The sequence below is a fragment of the Arthrobacter sp. 05L417 genome, from assembly GCF_056397865.1.
Genome location: NZ_JBFTOG010000040.1, coordinates 30,532 through 46,941, shown reverse-complemented (window position 1 = coordinate 46,941; position 16,410 = coordinate 30,532). Strand labels below are relative to the sequence as shown.

The 16,410-nt window shown below is 64.1% G+C and carries 15 protein-coding genes; 6 read left to right on the top strand and 9 right to left on the bottom strand.

Translation table 11 applies throughout. From position 1 onward, the window contains the following. Positions 1–46: 46 nt before the first annotated feature. Positions 47–847, bottom strand: a complete 801-nt coding sequence (locus AC1DJW_RS22070) for a lysophospholipid acyltransferase family protein (protein WP_476902520.1) — start codon at positions 845–847, stop codon at positions 47–49. 155 nt (positions 848–1,002) lie between these two features. Between AC1DJW_RS22070 and AC1DJW_RS22065 the strand changes: the two genes are divergently transcribed. Together AC1DJW_RS22065 and AC1DJW_RS22060 are read left to right on the top strand one after the other, a co-directional pair. Then, positions 1,003–1,818, top strand: a complete 816-nt coding sequence (locus tag AC1DJW_RS22065) for an alpha/beta hydrolase (protein ID WP_476902519.1) — start codon at positions 1,003–1,005, stop codon at positions 1,816–1,818. Then, the gene (locus AC1DJW_RS22060) at positions 1,811–2,353 is read left to right on the top strand and encodes a hypothetical protein (protein ID WP_476902518.1); all 543 of its coding nucleotides are present in this window, start codon (positions 1,811–1,813) and stop codon (positions 2,351–2,353) included. Before AC1DJW_RS22065 ends, AC1DJW_RS22060 begins: the two co-directional genes overlap by 8 nt. A 42-nt stretch (positions 2,354–2,395) precedes the next feature. Here AC1DJW_RS22060 and AC1DJW_RS22055 read toward each other — a convergent pair whose 3' ends face one another. Beyond that, on the bottom strand, positions 2,396–3,511 hold the full coding sequence (locus AC1DJW_RS22055; protein ID WP_459342774.1) for an ROK family glucokinase: 1,116 nt from the start codon (positions 3,509–3,511) through the stop codon (positions 2,396–2,398). 207 nt (positions 3,512–3,718) lie between these two features. On the opposite strand from AC1DJW_RS22055, the gene AC1DJW_RS22050 reads away from it, so the two are divergent. Next, positions 3,719–5,530 carry an AMP-dependent synthetase/ligase gene (locus tag AC1DJW_RS22050; protein WP_476902517.1) on the top strand — a complete coding sequence of 604 codons (1,812 nt, stop codon included), beginning with the start codon at positions 3,719–3,721 and terminating at the stop codon, positions 5,528–5,530. Positions 5,531–5,626: 96 nt separating this feature from the next. Here AC1DJW_RS22050 and AC1DJW_RS22045 read toward each other — a convergent pair whose 3' ends face one another. Beyond that, entirely contained in the window at positions 5,627–9,022 is a 3,396-nt protein-coding gene (locus tag AC1DJW_RS22045) for a pyruvate carboxylase (RefSeq protein ID WP_390282159.1), read from the bottom strand. A gap of 314 nt (positions 9,023–9,336) precedes the next feature. On the opposite strand from AC1DJW_RS22045, the gene AC1DJW_RS22040 reads away from it, so the two are divergent. Continuing rightward, on the top strand, positions 9,337–10,155 hold the full coding sequence (locus AC1DJW_RS22040) for a ParA family protein (protein ID WP_284751748.1): 819 nt from the start codon (positions 9,337–9,339) through the stop codon (positions 10,153–10,155). 115 nt (positions 10,156–10,270) lie between these two features. On the opposite strand, the gene AC1DJW_RS22035 is transcribed toward AC1DJW_RS22040, so the two are convergent. The 5 genes from AC1DJW_RS22035 to gcvH all read right to left on the bottom strand — a co-directional run bounded on the left by AC1DJW_RS22035 (position 10,271) and on the right by gcvH (position 13,353). Then, positions 10,271–10,864: a MerR family transcriptional regulator gene (locus tag AC1DJW_RS22035; RefSeq protein WP_284751747.1), complete on the bottom strand. Its 594-nt coding sequence runs from the start codon at positions 10,862–10,864 to the stop codon at positions 10,271–10,273. Between the two features lie 242 nt (positions 10,865–11,106). Beyond that, positions 11,107–11,610, bottom strand: coding sequence for a bifunctional nuclease family protein (locus tag AC1DJW_RS22030; RefSeq protein ID WP_059389161.1), 504 nt, complete (start codon positions 11,608–11,610; stop codon positions 11,107–11,109). Then, positions 11,610–12,326, bottom strand: coding sequence for a transcriptional regulator FtsR (gene ftsR, locus AC1DJW_RS22025; protein ID WP_476902534.1), 717 nt, complete (start codon positions 12,324–12,326; stop codon positions 11,610–11,612). The genes AC1DJW_RS22030 and ftsR overlap by 1 nt, the downstream gene beginning before the upstream one ends. 20 nt (positions 12,327–12,346) lie before the next feature. Beyond that, the gene (locus AC1DJW_RS22020; RefSeq protein ID WP_234753790.1) at positions 12,347–12,826 is read right to left on the bottom strand and encodes an FHA domain-containing protein; all 480 of its coding nucleotides are present in this window, start codon (positions 12,824–12,826) and stop codon (positions 12,347–12,349) included. A 140-nt stretch (positions 12,827–12,966) separates the two neighbouring features. After that, positions 12,967–13,353, bottom strand: coding sequence for a glycine cleavage system protein GcvH (gene gcvH, locus AC1DJW_RS22015; RefSeq protein ID WP_078105597.1), 387 nt, complete (start codon positions 13,351–13,353; stop codon positions 12,967–12,969). Positions 13,354–13,516: 163 nt separating this feature from the next. On the opposite strand from gcvH, the gene AC1DJW_RS22010 reads away from it, so the two are divergent. Next, a complete protein-coding gene (locus tag AC1DJW_RS22010) occupies positions 13,517–14,407 on the top strand; it encodes a DNA-formamidopyrimidine glycosylase family protein (RefSeq protein WP_476902516.1) in 891 nt (296 codons plus the stop codon). A gap of 60 nt (positions 14,408–14,467) precedes the next feature. Here the strand turns inward: AC1DJW_RS22010 and AC1DJW_RS22005 are convergent, their stop codons facing one another. Further along, entirely contained in the window at positions 14,468–15,691 is a 1,224-nt protein-coding gene (locus tag AC1DJW_RS22005; protein ID WP_476902515.1) for an MFS transporter, read from the bottom strand. Positions 15,692–15,864: 173 nt separating this feature from the next. On the opposite strand from AC1DJW_RS22005, the gene AC1DJW_RS22000 reads away from it, so the two are divergent. Beyond that, positions 15,865–16,311, top strand: coding sequence for a MarR family winged helix-turn-helix transcriptional regulator (locus tag AC1DJW_RS22000; protein WP_284751744.1), 447 nt, complete (start codon positions 15,865–15,867; stop codon positions 16,309–16,311). Positions 16,312–16,410: the final 99 nt, after the last annotated feature.

Here is a 16,410-nt window from a genome sequence, read left to right as displayed (position 1 = left end):
GAGCGCTGTTCGGGGCACGGCTTCCGTAACCCTTATCCGCCGTCCGTCACACTTTCCCGGCTACTGTGCCGTCGCCGTCCTGCCCTGAACCGTTGCCGGGGAGGCGTCTGCCTTCTTCATCGGCGCCTGCTGGATTCGCTTCGCTTCCGCTAGCCGGCTCCGGAAGCTGCCCGGCCAGCCGTTGCTTGACGACGGCGGCGTATTCGTCAACGTATTCCTGCCCGGAGAGCCGCATGAGTTCGTACATGATTTCGTCGGTCACGGCGCGTTGAACGGAATGGTCTTCCTCTTGGCCGTAGTACCGGCTGAAGTCCAACGGCTGCCCGAAAATGATCCCGATCCGGCGGATGTTGGGCAAACGCTTGCCGATCGGCTGGACTTTTTCGGTGCCGATCATCGCGACGGGAACAACGGGCACGCGGGTTTGGAGCGCAAGTTTGGCGACCCCCACTTTGCCCCGGTAGAGCCTGGCATCGGGACTGCGGGTGCCCTCCGGGTAGATGCCCAGGAGGCCGCCGCCGGCCAGGACGTCCCTGCCGGCCTGCAAGGACAACTCGGACGCGGCCCCGCCCGAACGGTCCATCGGCAACTGGTTGGTGAGCCTGAAGAACGTGGCCGTAAGCCTGCCTTTGAGCCCGGTCCCCGTGAAGTACTCGGACTTGGCAAGGAAACTGACGCGCCGGGGCACCATCACCGGCATGAAGATCGAGTCTGAAAAGGACAAATGATTGGAAGCGAGAATCGCGGCGCCATCGTCGGGGACATTGTCGAGGCCCTTGACCCAGGGGCGGAACAGCAATTTGAGAAGCGGACCCAAAAAGATCCGCTTCATGACCCAATAGAACACGTTGGTTCCTCTCCGGGGCGGCGTCTGCAAGGCGTCCGGACGGTCCCGGCCCGCATTCAGAAGCCACCCTACTCCAGTGAGAAATGTCCCGAACAGTGACACGATGGACTCATCACGGAAAGCAGTGCCGCCAACAGAGTAGCCTCGGAGTCATCATGAACACTCTCCCCGATCCCTCGCCATACGCCAGCGACTTCACCGGTAGTGGACCCAGCATCGGTGTCGTGATGAGCCACGGCTTCACGGGCAGTCCGCACAGCATGCGCCCCTGGGCCGAGTACCTGGCGGCCGAAGGCTACGCCGTCCGACTCCCCCTCCTTCCGGGCCATGGGACCACGTGGCAGGACATGGCCACGCGGCACTGGCAGGAGTGGCACCATGCGGTGGATGCCGCGTATCTCGAGCTCCAGGCCGAGTGCGACTTCGTCTTCGCCGCCGGCCTGTCGATGGGAGGGACACTGGCCCTCCGGATCGCGGCTACGCGGCCCGTCGCCGGTACCGTCGTCGTCAATCCGGGACTGGTGATCGATGATCCCCGCGCCGCCATGGTCGGCATCCTGAAGCACGTCATGAAATCCACCCCGGCCATTGCCAACGACATCCTCAAACCGGGCATGGACGAGGGGGCATACCCCAGGACTCCGGTCGCCGCCGCCCATGAGTTGAAGAAGATGTACAAGGACACCATCACCCTGCTCCCCCGGATTTCCGCTCCGGTACGCATCTTCCGTTCCTCCGTGGACCACGTCGTTTCGGATCGCAGCATCAAGCAGTTGAAGGAGCGCGTCACAGCTTCGATGGAGTTCAGCACCTTGGAGAACAGCTACCACGTGGCCACGCTGGACAACGATGCCCTGGAGATATTCCGGGGCTCGGCCGAATTCATCAGGAAAACGATGGCAGGACTGACAAGCAGTTCCGCCCCTGCCGGCCAGTCCGGCATCGAGCTCCGGGATTCACCCCATGAATAGGCCAGGGCCTGACTCCCCCGACCAGAGCGCCAACAAAGACGACGACGCCGTCTGGCTCGATTTGGTGGCCCGGCTCGAGTCGATGCCTTCCTCGGCCCTGGACGAAGCGCCGACGGCGGAGGAGCCCGCCAGCGATTCCGGAACAGATGCGGGTACGGGTCCGGACGACGTTCCCGGCCGATCGTCGTCCCGTTCCTTCCAAGACTTCGATCCTCTTGGCTTGTCCAAAAGGGGCGCTGCCGAAGAATCCGCGAGCAGCGCGGAGCCCGGTCCACGCGACTACGACGTCGAGGATGAGAACGGCTTCGTCCCTGAGGACCCGCCGAGCCTGGCCGGCACCGAACCCCTGACCATGCTCGCCTGGCTCGGAGCCGTGGGCGGCCCGCTTGCCCTGCTCTTCACCGCGATGTTCTGGCGCTCGGCACCGCTCCTCGCCGTGATGGGCATCCTCGCGACCTTCCTGGCATCGGTCGTGTACCTCATCATGAAGCTGCCGCAGGAGAAAGACGAGAACGACGACGGCGCCCGCGTCTAAGCGGGCTGCCGCACTGCGCATCCCCTCGCGGCCGAGCCCGTACTAGCCGCGCGCCCTGCCGCTGACCCGGGACAGGTCGGCAGCGCCGATCATCCCCGCCCGCGGTCCCAGCGCGGCAAGCTTGATGGCGGCCGCGGGGCGGAAACCGCGGCCGGTGAGGTTCCGGGTGAATGCTGTCCGCGCAGGGCCGACAAGAAGCTCACCGGCGTCGCACAGCCCGCCGCCGATGACAAACGTTCCCGGGTCGAGCGCGGCCGCCAGGTTCGCCAGGCCAAGCCCGAGCCAGTGCCCCACTTCTTCCAAGAGCTCCCTCGAAGCGGAGTCCCCGGCTTTTGCCCGCTCGGTCACGGTAACGCCCGTGATGTTCTCGGCCGAGCCACCGGCAGCCTTGAGCAATTCGTAGGCGACCGGTGAATTCCGGAGGGCAAGCTCCCGGGCTTCCCTGCCGAGCGCGTTACCTGAGGCATATTGCTCCCAGCAGCCGCGGTTGCCGCATTCGCAGCGATGCCCGCCGGGAACCACGATCTGGTGGCCGAACTCCCCTGCCACGCCGAACCGCCCACGTTCCACCCGTCCGTCCATGACCATGGCACCACCGATGCCGGTGCCGAGCGTGATGCAGACGAGGCGGCTCTCCCCAAGACCGGCGCCGAAGCGCCATTCAGCCCAGGCAGCAGCATCGGCGTCGTTGGTGACAAGGACCGGGCGCCTCAGCAGGCTCTGCAGGTTTTCGCGCAGCGGCTCGTTGCGCCAGGCGAGATGCGGGCTGAACAGCACCGTGCCGCCGTCGAGATCCATCCAACCGGCGGCGCCGATCCCCACGGAGCCAATCCGGTGGCTTTTGCCCAGCTCCTGGACAAGCTCGACGATCACCTGCTCTACCGCGCGGGCGTCGTTGCCGGGCGTGGAGCGCCGCGCTTCCTCGACTACGTGGCCCGAGGGATCCACGACTCCCGCTGCCACCTTCGTGCCGCCGATGTCGATCCCGATCGCCAGCCCCCTGCGGCCAAGATGGGAACGGCGCGCGGCCCATGGCACCGATTCCCAACGCGGGCCTCCGTGCGTGGAGCCGGGGCGCCGGCCGGTTGCAGTTGAACCGGACCAGGAAATCTTCCGAACTCTTGCCGGGGACTGGTCGTTGGATGAATTCAGGGGCATGTCGCCATCCTATTCCGAGTGCCGCATATGTACTGACATGGACACTGTGTGGACGGAGTGTCCGCACGCCCGCATTGGAGGAATCCCCCGCTTCACGTAAAGTTACTCATCAGTAACTTGAGTAAGGTGAATTGCGACACACCCATTACTTGGCCGTATAGAGTTAGAGCAGCCCCGCAATGGTCTGTTGATATCGAAGGAGCTATCGTGCGTGAATTCAGTGTTCCGCCCCTGGTGAATGTTGCCCCCGAAACCAACATTACGGACCTCGTGGTTCGTCAGGCCGCCAAGCCATTCAATCCGGCACTGTTTGCCAAGCTCAACAGCGCCGGCCAATGGCAGGACATCCGGGCAACGGACTTCCTCAAGGACGTGTCGGCCCTGGCCAAAGGCCTGATCGCCAACGGCGTCAGTGTGGGCGACCGCGTAGGCATCATGTCAAGGACCCGTTACGAATGGTCCCTCGTGGACTTCGCCGTTTGGTTCGCTGGCGGTATTTCCGTGCCGATCTATGAAACATCGTCGCCGTCGCAAGTGGCCTGGAACCTCGGCGACTCCGGCGCTGTTGCCGCATTCGCCGAGTCCGCACACCACGAGGACGTCATCCGCCAGGCCGTCACGGCTGAAGGCCTCGGCTCAGTCGCCCATGTCTGGCAGCTTGAAGGCGGCGGCCTTGATGCCCTGCGCAACTCCGGCAGCGGTGTCAGCGACGAGGAACTCGAGGCCCGGCGCAGCAGCGCCGTGCTTGCCGACGTCGCAACGATCATCTACACCTCCGGCACCACGGGCCGCCCCAAGGGTTGCGAACTCACGCACGGCAACTTCGTGGAACTCTCGGAGAACGCCCTGGCTTCCCTTGGCGACGTCGTCAACGAGAACGCCAAGACCATCATGTTCCTCCCACTGGCCCACGTCTTTGCCCGTTTCATCTCGGTCCTGGCAGTCGCCGCCGGTGCCCAGGTGGCACACACACCGGATATCAAGAACCTGTTGGCGGACCTGCAGAGCTTCCAGCCGTCCTTCATACTTGCTGTTCCCCGTGTCTTCGAGAAGGTCTTCAACTCGGCCCTCACCAAGGCCGAGGACGGCGGCAAGGGGGCCATTTTCCACAAGGCAGTGGACACAGCGATCGCCTACTCCAGGGCGCAGCAATCCGGATCCGTCGGCTTGGTGCTGAGGCTCAAGCACGCAGTCTTCGACCGTTTGGTGTACGGGAAGCTTCGCGCTGCGATGGGTGGCCACGTCAGCCACGCCGTCTCCGGCGGCGGCCCGCTCGGCGAACGGCTGGGCCATTTCTTCCACGGTATCGGCTTGCAGATCCTGGAAGGTTACGGCCTGACAGAGACCACGGCACCCATTTCAGTCAACACCCCGTCCCTGATCAAGATCGGCACGGTGGGAGCCCCGCTCCCCGGCAATGCGGTCAAGATCGCCGACGACGGCGAAATCCTCGCCAAGGGCGTGTGCGTCATGAAGGGCTACTTCATGCGGGATGACCTCGCCGCGGAAACCTTCGTGGACGGGTGGTTCCGCACGGGCGACATCGGCGAACTCGATGAGCAGGGTTTCCTGAAGATCACGGGGCGCAAGAAGGAAATCATCGTCACGGCCAGCGGCAAGAACGTCGTACCGGCCCTTTTGGAAGACCAGATCCGCGCAGACGCCTTGGTGTCCCAGGTCCTTGTCATCGGCGACAACCGGCCCTTTATCGGCGCGCTGGTCACCCTCGACGAGGAAGCGCTGCCGGGCTGGCTGGAGCGCCACGGCCTTCCCGCGTCCACTACGACGACGGCTGCCGCGGACAACGCCCTCGTCCGGGCAGCCGTCCAGGAACTGATCAGCCACGCCAACCAGTCCGTCTCGCATGCGGAAGCGATCAAGTCGTTCCGGATCGTGCCGTCCGACTTCACCGAGGCCTCAGGCCACCTCACGCCGTCGTTGAAGGTCAAGCGCGCCCAGGTTATGAAGGACTTCGACGCCGTGATCGAGGAAATGTACTCGGCACCCAAGGCGTCCTGACGCACCGCGCCCCGACGCATCAGTCAAAAGAAGGAAGGTCCCGGGCTTTTGAGCCCGGGACCTTCCTTCTTGGGTGCTCCGCGGAGGAGCGGGCCGCTACTCGACCACGATCAACAGATCGCCGCCCTGGACCTGCTCCACGTTGTTGATGGCGAGGCGCGAGACCGTGCCTGCCACCGGCGTCGTGATGGATGCCTCCATCTTCATCGCCTCAATGGTCGCGACAGTGTCACCCGCCTTGACGGCGTCGCCTGCTTTGACGGTCAAGGTCACAGCGCCGGCGAACGGCGCCGCGACCTGGCCGGGCTGGGACGCATCTGCTTTCTCCGCAGCCTTCACGTTGCTGACGACCGACTTGTCGCGAACCACCACGGGACGGGACTGGCCGTTGAGCTTGCACATGACGGTGCGCATGCCCTTTTCGTCGGGCTCCGAGACTGCTTCCAAGGAGGCGATGAGGCGCACGCCCTTTTCGAGCTCCATGACGTGTTCGGCACCGAGCTGGAGACCGTAGAGGTAGTCGCGGGTATCAAGCACGGACAGATTGCCGTAAGTGTCCACGCTCTTGAGGTAGTCCTTGGTGGGACCTGCGAACAGCAGCCGGTTCAGCGTCCTCTGGCGCGACTTGGAATCGCCCTTGAGCGCCGCGCTGTCCTCGGCACTGAGTTCGACGTCGCGGACCTTGATGCTGCGGCCCTGGAGCGCCTTGGTGCGGAACGGCTCCGGCCATCCTCCAGGAGGATCTCCCAGTTCACCCGACAGGAAGCCGATGACGGAGTCCGGGATGTCGTAGTTCTGCGGGTTCTCGTTGAAGTCCGCGGGATCTGCGTGGATTCCCACGAGGTGCAGCGCGAGATCGCCCACCACCTTGGAGGACGGCGTCACCTTGACCAAGCGTCCCAAGATACGGTCCGCGGCGGTGTACATGTCCTCAATGGCTTCGAAACGCTCGCCCAGGCCCAGCGCGATGGCTTGCTGGCGCAGGTTGGACAACTGGCCACCCGGGATTTCGTGCTGGTAGACCCGGCCTGTGGGACCGGGAAGCCCGGACTCGAACGGCGCGTAGACCCGGCGGACAGCTTCCCAGTAGGGCTCCAGGGAGCTGACGCTGGCCAGGCTGAGCCCGGTGTCGCGCGGGGTGTGTGCCAAGGCCGCCACAAGGGCCGACGCCGACGGTTGGCTCGTCGTGCCAGCCAGGGATGCTGACGCGACGTCGACCGCGTCCACGCCGGCTTCCACGGCTGCCAGCAGGGTGGCCAGCTGGCCACCTGCGGTGTCGTGGGTGTGCAGGTGGACCGGTAGGTCGAAACGTTCACGCAAGGCGCTGACAAGCTTGGCTGCGGCGGCGGGGCGAAGCAGGCCGGCCATGTCCTTGATGGCGAGGATGTGCGCACCGGCGTCGACGATCTTCTGGGCGAGGTCCAGGTAGTAGTCGAGGGTGTACAGGTTCTCGTTCGGGTCGAGGAGATCGCCGGTGTAACAGAGTGCCACCTCGGCTACCGCAGTGCCGGTGGCCCGAACCGCGCGGATGGCCGGGGCCATCTGGTTGACGTCGTTGAGGGCGTCGAAGATGCGGAAGATGTCGATGCCCGTTGCCGCGGCCTCGTTGACGAATGCCTCGGTGACTTCCTCCGGGTAGGGCGTGTACCCAACCGTGTTACGGCCACGGAGCAGCATCTGCAGGCAGACATTGGGCAGCGCCTTGCGCAGGGCGGCCAGACGGTCCCAAGGATCCTCGCCGAGGAAGCGCAGGGCGACGTCGTAGGTTGCACCGCCCCAGGCTTCGACCGACAGCAGCTCGGGCAGCAGCGCCGAGACCGCAGGGCCGGCCGCGACGAGGTCGCGGGTACGGACGCGGGTGGCAAGCAGCGACTGGTGGGCATCACGGAAGGTGGTGTCCGTGACGGCCACGGCCTGCTGCTCGCGCAGCGCCTTCGCAAAGCCCTCAGGTCCCAACTCCTGCAGCTTCTGGCGCGAGCCGGCCGGAGCTACGGTCCCTGCAACCGCCGGGAGCTTGGCTGCGGGGTCCGAGTGGACTTTGAGTTCGCCGTTGGGCTTGTTGACCGTCACATCGGCCAACCAGGTCAGGAGTTTGGTGCCGCGGTCCGCGGAGACGTGGGACTTCAGCAGTTCCGGGCGCTTGTCGATGAAGTCGGTCGCCACGTTGCCGGCAATGAAGTCGGGATCGGCAAGGACTGCCTGGAGGAAGGGGATGTTGGTGGACACACCACGGATCCGGAACTCAGCCAGACCGCGCCGGGCGCGGGCCACTGCAGCCGGGTAGTCGCGTCCGCGACAGGTCAGCTTGACCAGCATGGAGTCGAAGTGGGGGCTGATCTCGGCACCCGAGTAGACCGTGCCGCCGTCGAGACGGACACCGGCGCCACCCGCGGAACGGTAGCCGGTGATCCTTCCGACGTCGGGGCGGAAGCCGTTAGCGGGATCTTCCGTGGTGATGCGGCACTGCAGCGCGGCACCTTTGATAAATACCGACTCCTGGCTCAAGCCGAGGTCTGCGAGGGTCTCGCCCGAAGCGATGCGCATCTGCGCCTGGACGAGGTCCACGTCCGTGATTTCCTCGGTAACCGTGTGCTCAACCTGGATGCGTGGGTTCATCTCGATGAAGACGTGCTGGCCGGCGCGTTCGCCCTCGGTGTCCACCAGGAACTCGACCGTTCCGGCGTTGACGTAGTTCAGGGCCTTCGCGAAAGCCACGGCATCCCGGTAAAGGGCCTGGCGGATGGATTCGTCAAGGTTGGGGGCCGGAGCGATTTCCACCACTTTCTGGTGGCGGCGCTGCAGGGAGCAGTCGCGCTCGAAGAGGTGCATGACGTTACCCTCTGCATCGGCCAGGATCTGGACCTCGATGTGACGGGGACGCAGCACTGCCTGCTCCAGGAACATGGTGGGATCGCCGAAGGCAGCGTCCGCCTCGCGCATGGCCGACTGGAGTGCTTCCGGGAGGTCCTCGCGGGTCTCCACCCGGCGCATGCCACGGCCACCGCCACCGGCGACGGCCTTGGCGAAGATCGGGAATCCGATCTCGTCGGCCGCGGCGATGAGCTCGTCGACGTCGCGGGACGGGGCGCTGGACTTCAGGACCGGCACGCCGGCCTTGCGGGCGGCCTCAAGTGCGGCAACCTTGTTGCCGGCGAGTTCCAGCACCTCCGCCGGCGGGCCCACAAAAGTGATGCCTGCGTCTTGCGCTGCCCGGGCGAGGTCCGGGTTTTCGGACAGGAATCCGTAGCCCGGGTAGATTGCGTCTGCACCCGCTTCCTTGGCGACACGGACGATCTCGTCCACGTCAAGGTACGCGCGGACCGGATGACCCTCCTGGCCGATCAGATAAGCCTCATCAGCCTTCTGCCGGTGGATCGAATTGCGATCCTCATACGGGAAGACCGCTACGGTCTTGGCGCCGAGTTCGTAGCCAGCGCGGAAGGCCCTGATCGCGATTTCGCCGCGATTAGCCACCAGAATCTTGGAAAACATGCTTCTCCTGCATCATTGCGGGTGTAACGGTCGGTGGTCACAGTGTGTAAGACCTCCATACCCAAACACAAATCTTTGTGGTGACAGTCACACGGGAATTCGTCACGAGCAGTGTACCTTCGCGCACGATGCAGCTTCACGTGCTAATAAGCCAGCGAAGTAATAGTCCGTCAAAGCCGCTCCGGGCCGATAAGGCAGGAATCGGCGGCCACTCAACATATGATGTTGAAGGGCAGCGGCAGAGCCCCGGTTCCGGCAAGGCCGGAATATAAGCACCGCGACACGGCAACCGGCGTTAGGTTTTGGGTTTTCAAGTGCAAGTAGTCAGCATCAGCAGCCTCAAAGGCGGCGTGGGCAAGACATCCGTAACCACTGGGCTGGCCTCGGCCGCACTGGCCGCAGGCATCCCTACCCTTGTTGTGGACCTGGATCCCCACGCCGACGCCACCACGGCCCTCGGCGTCCAGGCCGGCGACCAGCTCGACATTGGCCGCATGCTGAAGAACCCCCGCAAGGCGAGGCTCTTGGACAACGTGGTCAGCAGCGGCTGGGTTGACCACCCCCGCGGCAATGGTGGAGGGACGGCCCTTGATGTCGCCGTCGGATCCGCCTACACCGGAATCTATGATCGGCCGGATCTTGGGCGCCGCGATCTCCGCCGCCTGACCGCGGTCCTTGCCACGGCCGAAAAGTACGAGCTGGTACTCGTAGACTGTCCACCTTCCCTCAACGGCCTCACCCGTATGGCCTGGAGCGCGAGTGACCGCGTGGTCCTCGTCGCCGAACCAGGGCTCTTCTCGGTAGCCGGCACGGAACGCACCATGCGCGCCATCCAACTTTTCCGCCAGGAGTTCGCTCCCCAACTGGCTCCTGCGGGCATTGTTGCCAACCGGGTCCGGCCCGCCTCGTCCGAGCACACGTTCCGGCTCGCTGAGATGGAGTCGATGTTCGGCGAGCTCTTGCTGGCACCGCATATTCCGGAGCAGGCTAATTGGCAGCAAATCCAGGGGGCCGCCCACGCTGTACACCACTGGCCTGGCGACTCTGCCAAGAACACTGCCAAGCTGTTTGACACGCTCCTGGAGAATATGTTCTCCTCCCACAACGGCACGCGGGAGCGCCGCAAGCGCTGACGGGGAATCTGCGGGGCACAAGGTACCCCTTCGAGAATCGCAATGAAGCCGCCTTCCGGTTGGAAGGCGGCTTCATCGGTCTTCAGCGGCAGCTCGCGGCGATCCCGACGGCGGTTCAGCCGGTGCGGCGCGCGGAGCGGCGCTTACTGAGTTCGTCGTCCGGAAAGGACTGTTCTACAGCGTGCTCGCTCGGGAGCGCGGCAAGGCTGCCCTCGACTTCGCGCCAAACGCGTCCGACTGCGATGCCGAATACGCCCTGGCCACCCTGTACCAGATCAATGACTTCGTCCGCGGAAGTACATTCATAGACACTCGCGCCATCGCTCATGAGCGTGATTTGCGCTAGGTCTTCCACTCCGCGTTCACGCAAATGCTCAACGGCCGTGCGGATCTGCTGGAGGGACACACCTGTGTCCAGGAGGCGCTTGACGACTTTGAGAACCAGGATGTCGCGGAAGCCATAAAGCCGCTGCGATCCGGAACCGGCTGCGCCCCGCACGGCGGGTTCAACAAGTCCTGTACGTGCCCAGTAGTCCAACTGGCGGTAGGTAATCCCTGCCGCCTTGCACGCGGTTGGACCACGGTAGCCGGCATCTTCGTCCAGGACCGGAAGGTCCTCGGTGAAAAGCAGACCCTGGGCACCGCTTGCGGGTACAGCAATGCCTGTCGAGGCCTGCTTTAGCTCGCCTGCTTCGCCTTTGGGACTCACGTGACCCTCCTTGTCAGAAGTTCCCTTGGGGATGGTGCATACGGGGGCAACACGAAAGGGGGAAATGCACTCGTGTAATTTCAACGCGTCCGCACCTTTCAGTGTGACCTGCGCGGGTCCTGTACGCAACGGGAACTTGATATCTTCGACGTTAGGCGTGCCGGGGCCTCAGGTCAAAGACGTCCGGACCATTTTCAGATCGTGTCGAATCTTTCACCCTCAACTTTAACCTTAGGCTGCCTTCAGCCTTCGAAATCCTCTGGCTCTACATCGTCCAGGAATTCCCGGAAGCGGCGAAGTTCCCGTTCCTCGTCAACTTCGGGACCCGGCTCGGTGTCTTCGCCTTCGTCGTGTTCAGTGATCCGGACGCCGGCTTCTTCCATCACGGCGTCTGCACACCAGATGCGGCATTTTGCCCGCAACGCAAGCGCCAGCGCATCGGAAGCGCGGGAACTCACCACAGTGCCGTCGTCGAACTGGAGCTGACCGTAGAAGATGTTGTCCTCGACCGCGACGATGTTCACGCTGATGATCGTGTGGCCGAGTGCTTCAACGACGTCGATCATCAAATCGTGGGTCATCGGCCGGGGCGGCACCACGCCTTGCTGGGCCAGGGCGATGGCGCTGGCTTCGGGTGTGCCGATCCAGATCGGAACGTGGCGTTCCCCGTGCATCTCACGCAGGAGGACCAAAGGCTGGTTTGAAGGCAGTTCAATCCGCACTCCAACGATCTCGACCTCAATCATCATGCGTCCATACGGGAGATACGGTCCTGCACCAAGGCTCGATGCAGGCTGAGGCAGAGTTCACTGATTTCCCGGGCGGCTTCCGCGGCCCTGGATTGCGATGCCGCGTCCTTGCGGGACGTCAAAGGCGCGACGACCCGCTCCACCAAGCCGAATTCGCGCTCGGCTGCCGCTTGGAACGGACGGAGGTGCCGCGGCTCAAGTCCGTGGCTTTCGAGCTGCACGCACGCGCGCGCCACTTGCAGGGCATGTTCGTCGAATTTGCCGTTGACATGGCTGATGAGCCCAAAACTAAGGAGGGACTGCAAGAGCGGGACGCTCGCCCCGGATTCCGTCCGCAGCTGTTCCTCGCTCAAGGCGCGTGCGCGGCCCTGCAGCTCGGCCGCAAGCTCGTCCGAGACAATCCGGGGGGAAACCGACACCCCCGGCGGGAGGTTTTCGGCACGCTCGCCACGATCGATCGCGTCCAGGTAATCCTTGATGACCTTGAGGGGCAGGTACTGGTCACGCTGGAGCGCCAGGACGAAACGCAGACGCTCCACGTCGCTTTCGGCGTATTGCCGATAGCCGGCGGGCGTGCGCTTCGGATTGATCAATCCCTTTTCCTCGAGAAAACGGATCTTAGACGCCGTCATGGTGGGAAAGTCGTCGCTGAGTTGAGCGAGGACCTCTCCGATGTTGAGGACCTGCGGTCCTCGCCGTTCCGGCTGGGGCAGTGCCACAGGCGTACCCGGAATCAGTCTTGGCCTGCTGCGCGGGCAGGGCTCAGGTAGTAGGTGAGGCGGAACTTACCGATCTGGACCTCGCTGCCGTTCTTGAGCAGGACGTTGTCCACCCGGTCTTGGTTGACGTAAGTGCCATTGAGGCTTCCGGTGTCCACCACTTCGAAGCCCTCGGGGGTGCGCACGAATTCCACGTGCTTGCGCGAAACCGTCACGTCATCCAGGAAGATGTCCGCATCCGGGTGGCGACCAGCCGTTGTGGTGTCAGAATCCAGGAGGAACCGCGCTCCCGCATTCGGGCCGGTGTGGGCAATCAGCAAGGCCGAGCCAGGAGGCAATGCCTGCACCGCGGCGCGCTCCTCGGCCGCCAGCGGCGGCCGGGCATCCGGCTCGTGGTGGCGCACAGGCGTGAGCTGGATTGAGGTGGTCTCCGAGGTTGGCTGTTCTACAGCACCGTGCTCGTCCCGGGCGTGGTTCCGCTTGCCGCCAACCATGGAAATCCTCCTCATCCGCCGGCAGTTGACAAAACTACCGGTTACGCAACTGCCCGGTTCCCCCGGGCCAAACAGGTCGCTGGCCCGCCGCCGTCGCTCCCCTGTTCCGGGGAGAACCGACTTGGCGGGCCAGATACCATTTAGCCTACCTGTTGTTCGTACTCTGATGCACTGAGAAGGGTCTCGATGGCGTCAGCTTCCGAAAGCTTTACTTCGAACAGCCAGCCGTCACCGTAGGGATCCGAGTTGATCAGGGCAGAGTCGGTGTCGAGAGCCTCGTTGCGGGAAACAATTTCGCCGCTGACCGGGGCGTATATGTCGCTCACGCTCTTCGTGGATTCGACTTCACCCACGACGTCGTTGCCCTTCACGGTGGTGCCGGGCTCGGGCAGCTGGGCGTACACGACATCGCCGAGTGCATCCTGGGCGAAGTCCGTGATGCCGACGCGCACGACGCCGTCTGCATTCGGGGCACTGACCCATTCATGTTCGGCGGTGTAGGAAAGATCGGCAGGAATGTTGCTCATGAGTCGCCTTTCATCGGGACATTTCGGACCACGACGGCGGCCCGGTCATCCGGCCACCGCTGAAAGTATAAGCACATCCATGCCCCCTCCCCACAGGTGTCTGGAATGATTGGAAGCAGACTCGAGCCGCATAGTCCTGCAACGCCGTCGGAGGAACGCGATCATGCCGGAACTGCCCGAAATCACCGCCTTGACCGACTTTCTGGACGAGCACCTGTCCGGGGCACGCCTCACGCAGTTGCATCTGCCATCGGCGTTCGCCCTGAAACTGGCGGATGTTCCCCATGAATCACTGATCGGGCGGACCGTCGAATCCGTCGGCCGACGGGGGAAATTCCTCGTTTTCGAGATGGTTGCCGTATCCCAGAGCGCCGATGCGGAGCCCATCTACTTGGTGGTCAGTTTTGCGAAGTCCGGCTGGCTGTGGTTCGCCGACAACCAACCGGAAACTGAAGCGACCGCGACAGCCGGCTACTTCGCCGCGCAATTGGGCTTTTCGAACAATGGCCACGATTACGACGTCACCCTTGCCGACACCGGCACCTGGAAGGGCTTGGCCCTCTTCATCGTTCGTCAGCCCGAGGAAGTCCATGGCATCGCCGAGCTCGGCCCGGATCCCCTCGACCCAGCCTTCGGATTGGAGCAGTTCAGCAGGCTTCTCACGAAGAGGCAGCAGGTCAAGGGGGTCCTGAAGAACCAGAAACTCATCGCAGGTATCGGGAACGCCTACAGTGACGAAATCCTCCACGCAGCGAAGTTGTCTCCGGTTGCCCACGCTTCGTCGCTGGAGCCGGAGGAGGTGGACCGCCTCTTCACCACGATGAAGGACATACTCGCGGGAGCGGCCCGGGAATTCGCAGGCAAGCTGCCCGACGATCTGAAGCCCGCCAAGAAAGCCTCGATGCGCGTGCACGGCAGGACCGGAGAACCGTGTCCGGTTTGCGGGGACACCGTACGGGAGGTTGCCTTCGTGGGGACTTCCCTGCAGTACTGTCCCACGTGCCAGACCAACGGCGAGATCCTGGCCAAACGCGGCAGCAGCGAAGCCTCCTGAACCCCGGGGAAGCCCGCCACAGCCCTTGAAAAACAGGTGGCGGGCTTCCTTGCGGTTCGCCTAGGCGACCGGTGACGCTTCCGGTTCGCGTACGACGTCGGGGGCTGCTTGCGGCGCGGAAGCGGACTGCGCCGCTCCCCCACGCCGGGCCGCTGTGGCGGCGGCGATCATGACGACAAGGGCCGCTACGGTGATGGCGGCACCGGCCCAGATCGGCGAGGTGTAGCCCAGGCCCATGGTGATGGTGACGCCGCCCAGCCAGGCGCCGAGGGCGTTGCCCAGGTTGAAGGCGCCGATATTCGCGCCGGAGGCGAGGGTGGGCGCGGTGGTGGCAAAGTGCATGACGCGCATCTGCAGGCCCGGCACGGTAGCGAAGCCGAAGCCGCCCATGAGTGCCAGCGAGAACAGGGTGGCCACCGGGCTCGCGGCGGTGAGCGCGAAGAACACGAGCACCAGCGTCAGGCCCGCGAGGATGACCATGAGTGTTTTGTCGATGGATTTGTCGGCCGCTTTGCCCCCGGCGATATTGCCTACGAACAACCCGGCACCAAACAGGACGAGGAGCCAGGGAACGGCGTGGGGATCGAATCCGGAGACCTCGGTCAGGGTGAAGGCAATGTAGGTGAAGGCACCGAACATGCCGCCGAAGCCGAGAATCGTGACGATGATGGACAGCCACACCTGGCTGGATTTGAAAGCACCAAGCTCGCTGCGGAGGCTACTGGTCGCGGCCCCTTCCTTGGTGCGCGGGACCATGAGGGCGATGCCGATGAGCGCGACAACGCCGATGATGGTGATAGCCCAGAACGTGGACCGCCAGCCGAAGTTCTGGCCGAGGAACGTTCCGAAGGGAACACCCAGCACGTTGGCGGCGGTGAGCCCCGTGAACATGATGGCAATGGCTCCCGCCTTCTTGTGGGCCGGGACCAGGCCGGCTGCGACCACTGAGCCGATACCGAAGAAAGCTCCGTGGCAGAGTGCGGCGACAATGCGCCCTATCAGCATGGCCGGGTAGCTGTCCGCGATGGCGGAGAGGAAGTTGCCGGCGATGAAGAGGACGAGGAGCCCGATGAGCACAGGCTTGCGGGGCAGGCGGGTCACGGCCGCCGTTACAAGGAGGGCGCCGACAACGACGCCCAGCGCATAGCCGGTGATGAACCAGCCGGCGGCCGCTTCGCTGACTCCGAAGTCGGTGGCAATCTCGGGCAAGAGGCCCATGATGACGAACTCGGTCAGGCCAATGCCGAATCCGCCGAGGGCAAGGGCGATCAACCCTGCAGGCATGTTGTTGCTCCTTTGTGGGGATGGATTCCCGTGAGACTGGAAGTGCGCCGCCGAGAACCGTAGAATATTAGTTGCAGACGCTGCATACATAGTTGCACACGCCATGTAATTGCGCAAGCAACTACTTTGCGTGCGTCTGGATTCTTCATCAATCGGCAGGAGTTTCGGGAGACATGGGCATCAAGGACGACGCCGTTGAGGTGCGCGCGCAGGGGTGGCGGACTCTCGCCGCTCTGCACGGCAATATCGAGGCAGCACTGGAGAAAGCGCTGCAGTCCGCCGCGGATCTTTCAGTGGTTGAGTACACGGTGCTTGACGCATTGAGCCGCCAGGACGGTTGGCACATGCGGATGCAGCAGCTCGCGAGGGCAACAGCACTGTCCAGCAGCGCGACGACGCGCTTGGTGAACCGGCTTGAAGACCGCGCACTGCTGACCAGGATCCTGTGCGCTGACGACCGACGCGGCATCTACACGGAGCTTACCGAGGCCGGCCAGAAGCTGTTGCTGGCGGCTCGTCCGGTCCACGACGAAACCCTCGCGGAATCGCTGGCGGCCGCTGAATCGGTGCCGGAGCTCGAGCCGCTGGTGAAGGCGTTGGGGGCGCTGCAGGGGGCCTGAGGTTTGTTTCGCGTGCGGTGAGTCGCAAAACGACGAACCCCGCCGCTCCTCCAGTGGAACGGCGGGGTTTTGTTGTCTTTGGGACTGGGGGTTGCCTCT

Bases quoted from the DNA above. Each gene is read 5' to 3' on its own strand.
- AC1DJW_RS22000 (WP_284751744.1), top strand. From the start codon at position 15,865: ATGGGCATCAAGGACGACGCCGTTGAGGTGCGCGCGCAGGGGTGGCGG.
- AC1DJW_RS22005 (WP_476902515.1), bottom strand. From the start codon at position 15,691: ATGCCTGCAGGGTTGATCGCCCTTGCCCTCGGCGGATTCGGCATTGGC.
- AC1DJW_RS22010 (WP_476902516.1), top strand. From the start codon at position 13,517: ATGCCGGAACTGCCCGAAATCACCGCCTTGACCGACTTTCTGGACGAG.
- AC1DJW_RS22060 (WP_476902518.1), top strand. From the start codon at position 1,811: ATGAATAGGCCAGGGCCTGACTCCCCCGACCAGAGCGCCAACAAAGAC.
- AC1DJW_RS22055 (WP_459342774.1), bottom strand. From the start codon at position 3,511: ATGCCCCTGAATTCATCCAACGACCAGTCCCCGGCAAGAGTTCGGAAG.
- AC1DJW_RS22045 (WP_390282159.1), bottom strand. From the start codon at position 9,022: ATGTTTTCCAAGATTCTGGTGGCTAATCGCGGCGAAATCGCGATCAGG.
- gcvH (WP_078105597.1), bottom strand. From the start codon at position 13,353: ATGAGCAACATTCCTGCCGATCTTTCCTACACCGCCGAACATGAATGG.
- AC1DJW_RS22065 (WP_476902519.1), top strand. From the start codon at position 1,003: ATGAACACTCTCCCCGATCCCTCGCCATACGCCAGCGACTTCACCGGT.
- AC1DJW_RS22020 (WP_234753790.1), bottom strand. From the start codon at position 12,826: ATGGTTGGCGGCAAGCGGAACCACGCCCGGGACGAGCACGGTGCTGTA.
- AC1DJW_RS22030 (WP_059389161.1), bottom strand. From the start codon at position 11,610: ATGATTGAGGTCGAGATCGTTGGAGTGCGGATTGAACTGCCTTCAAAC.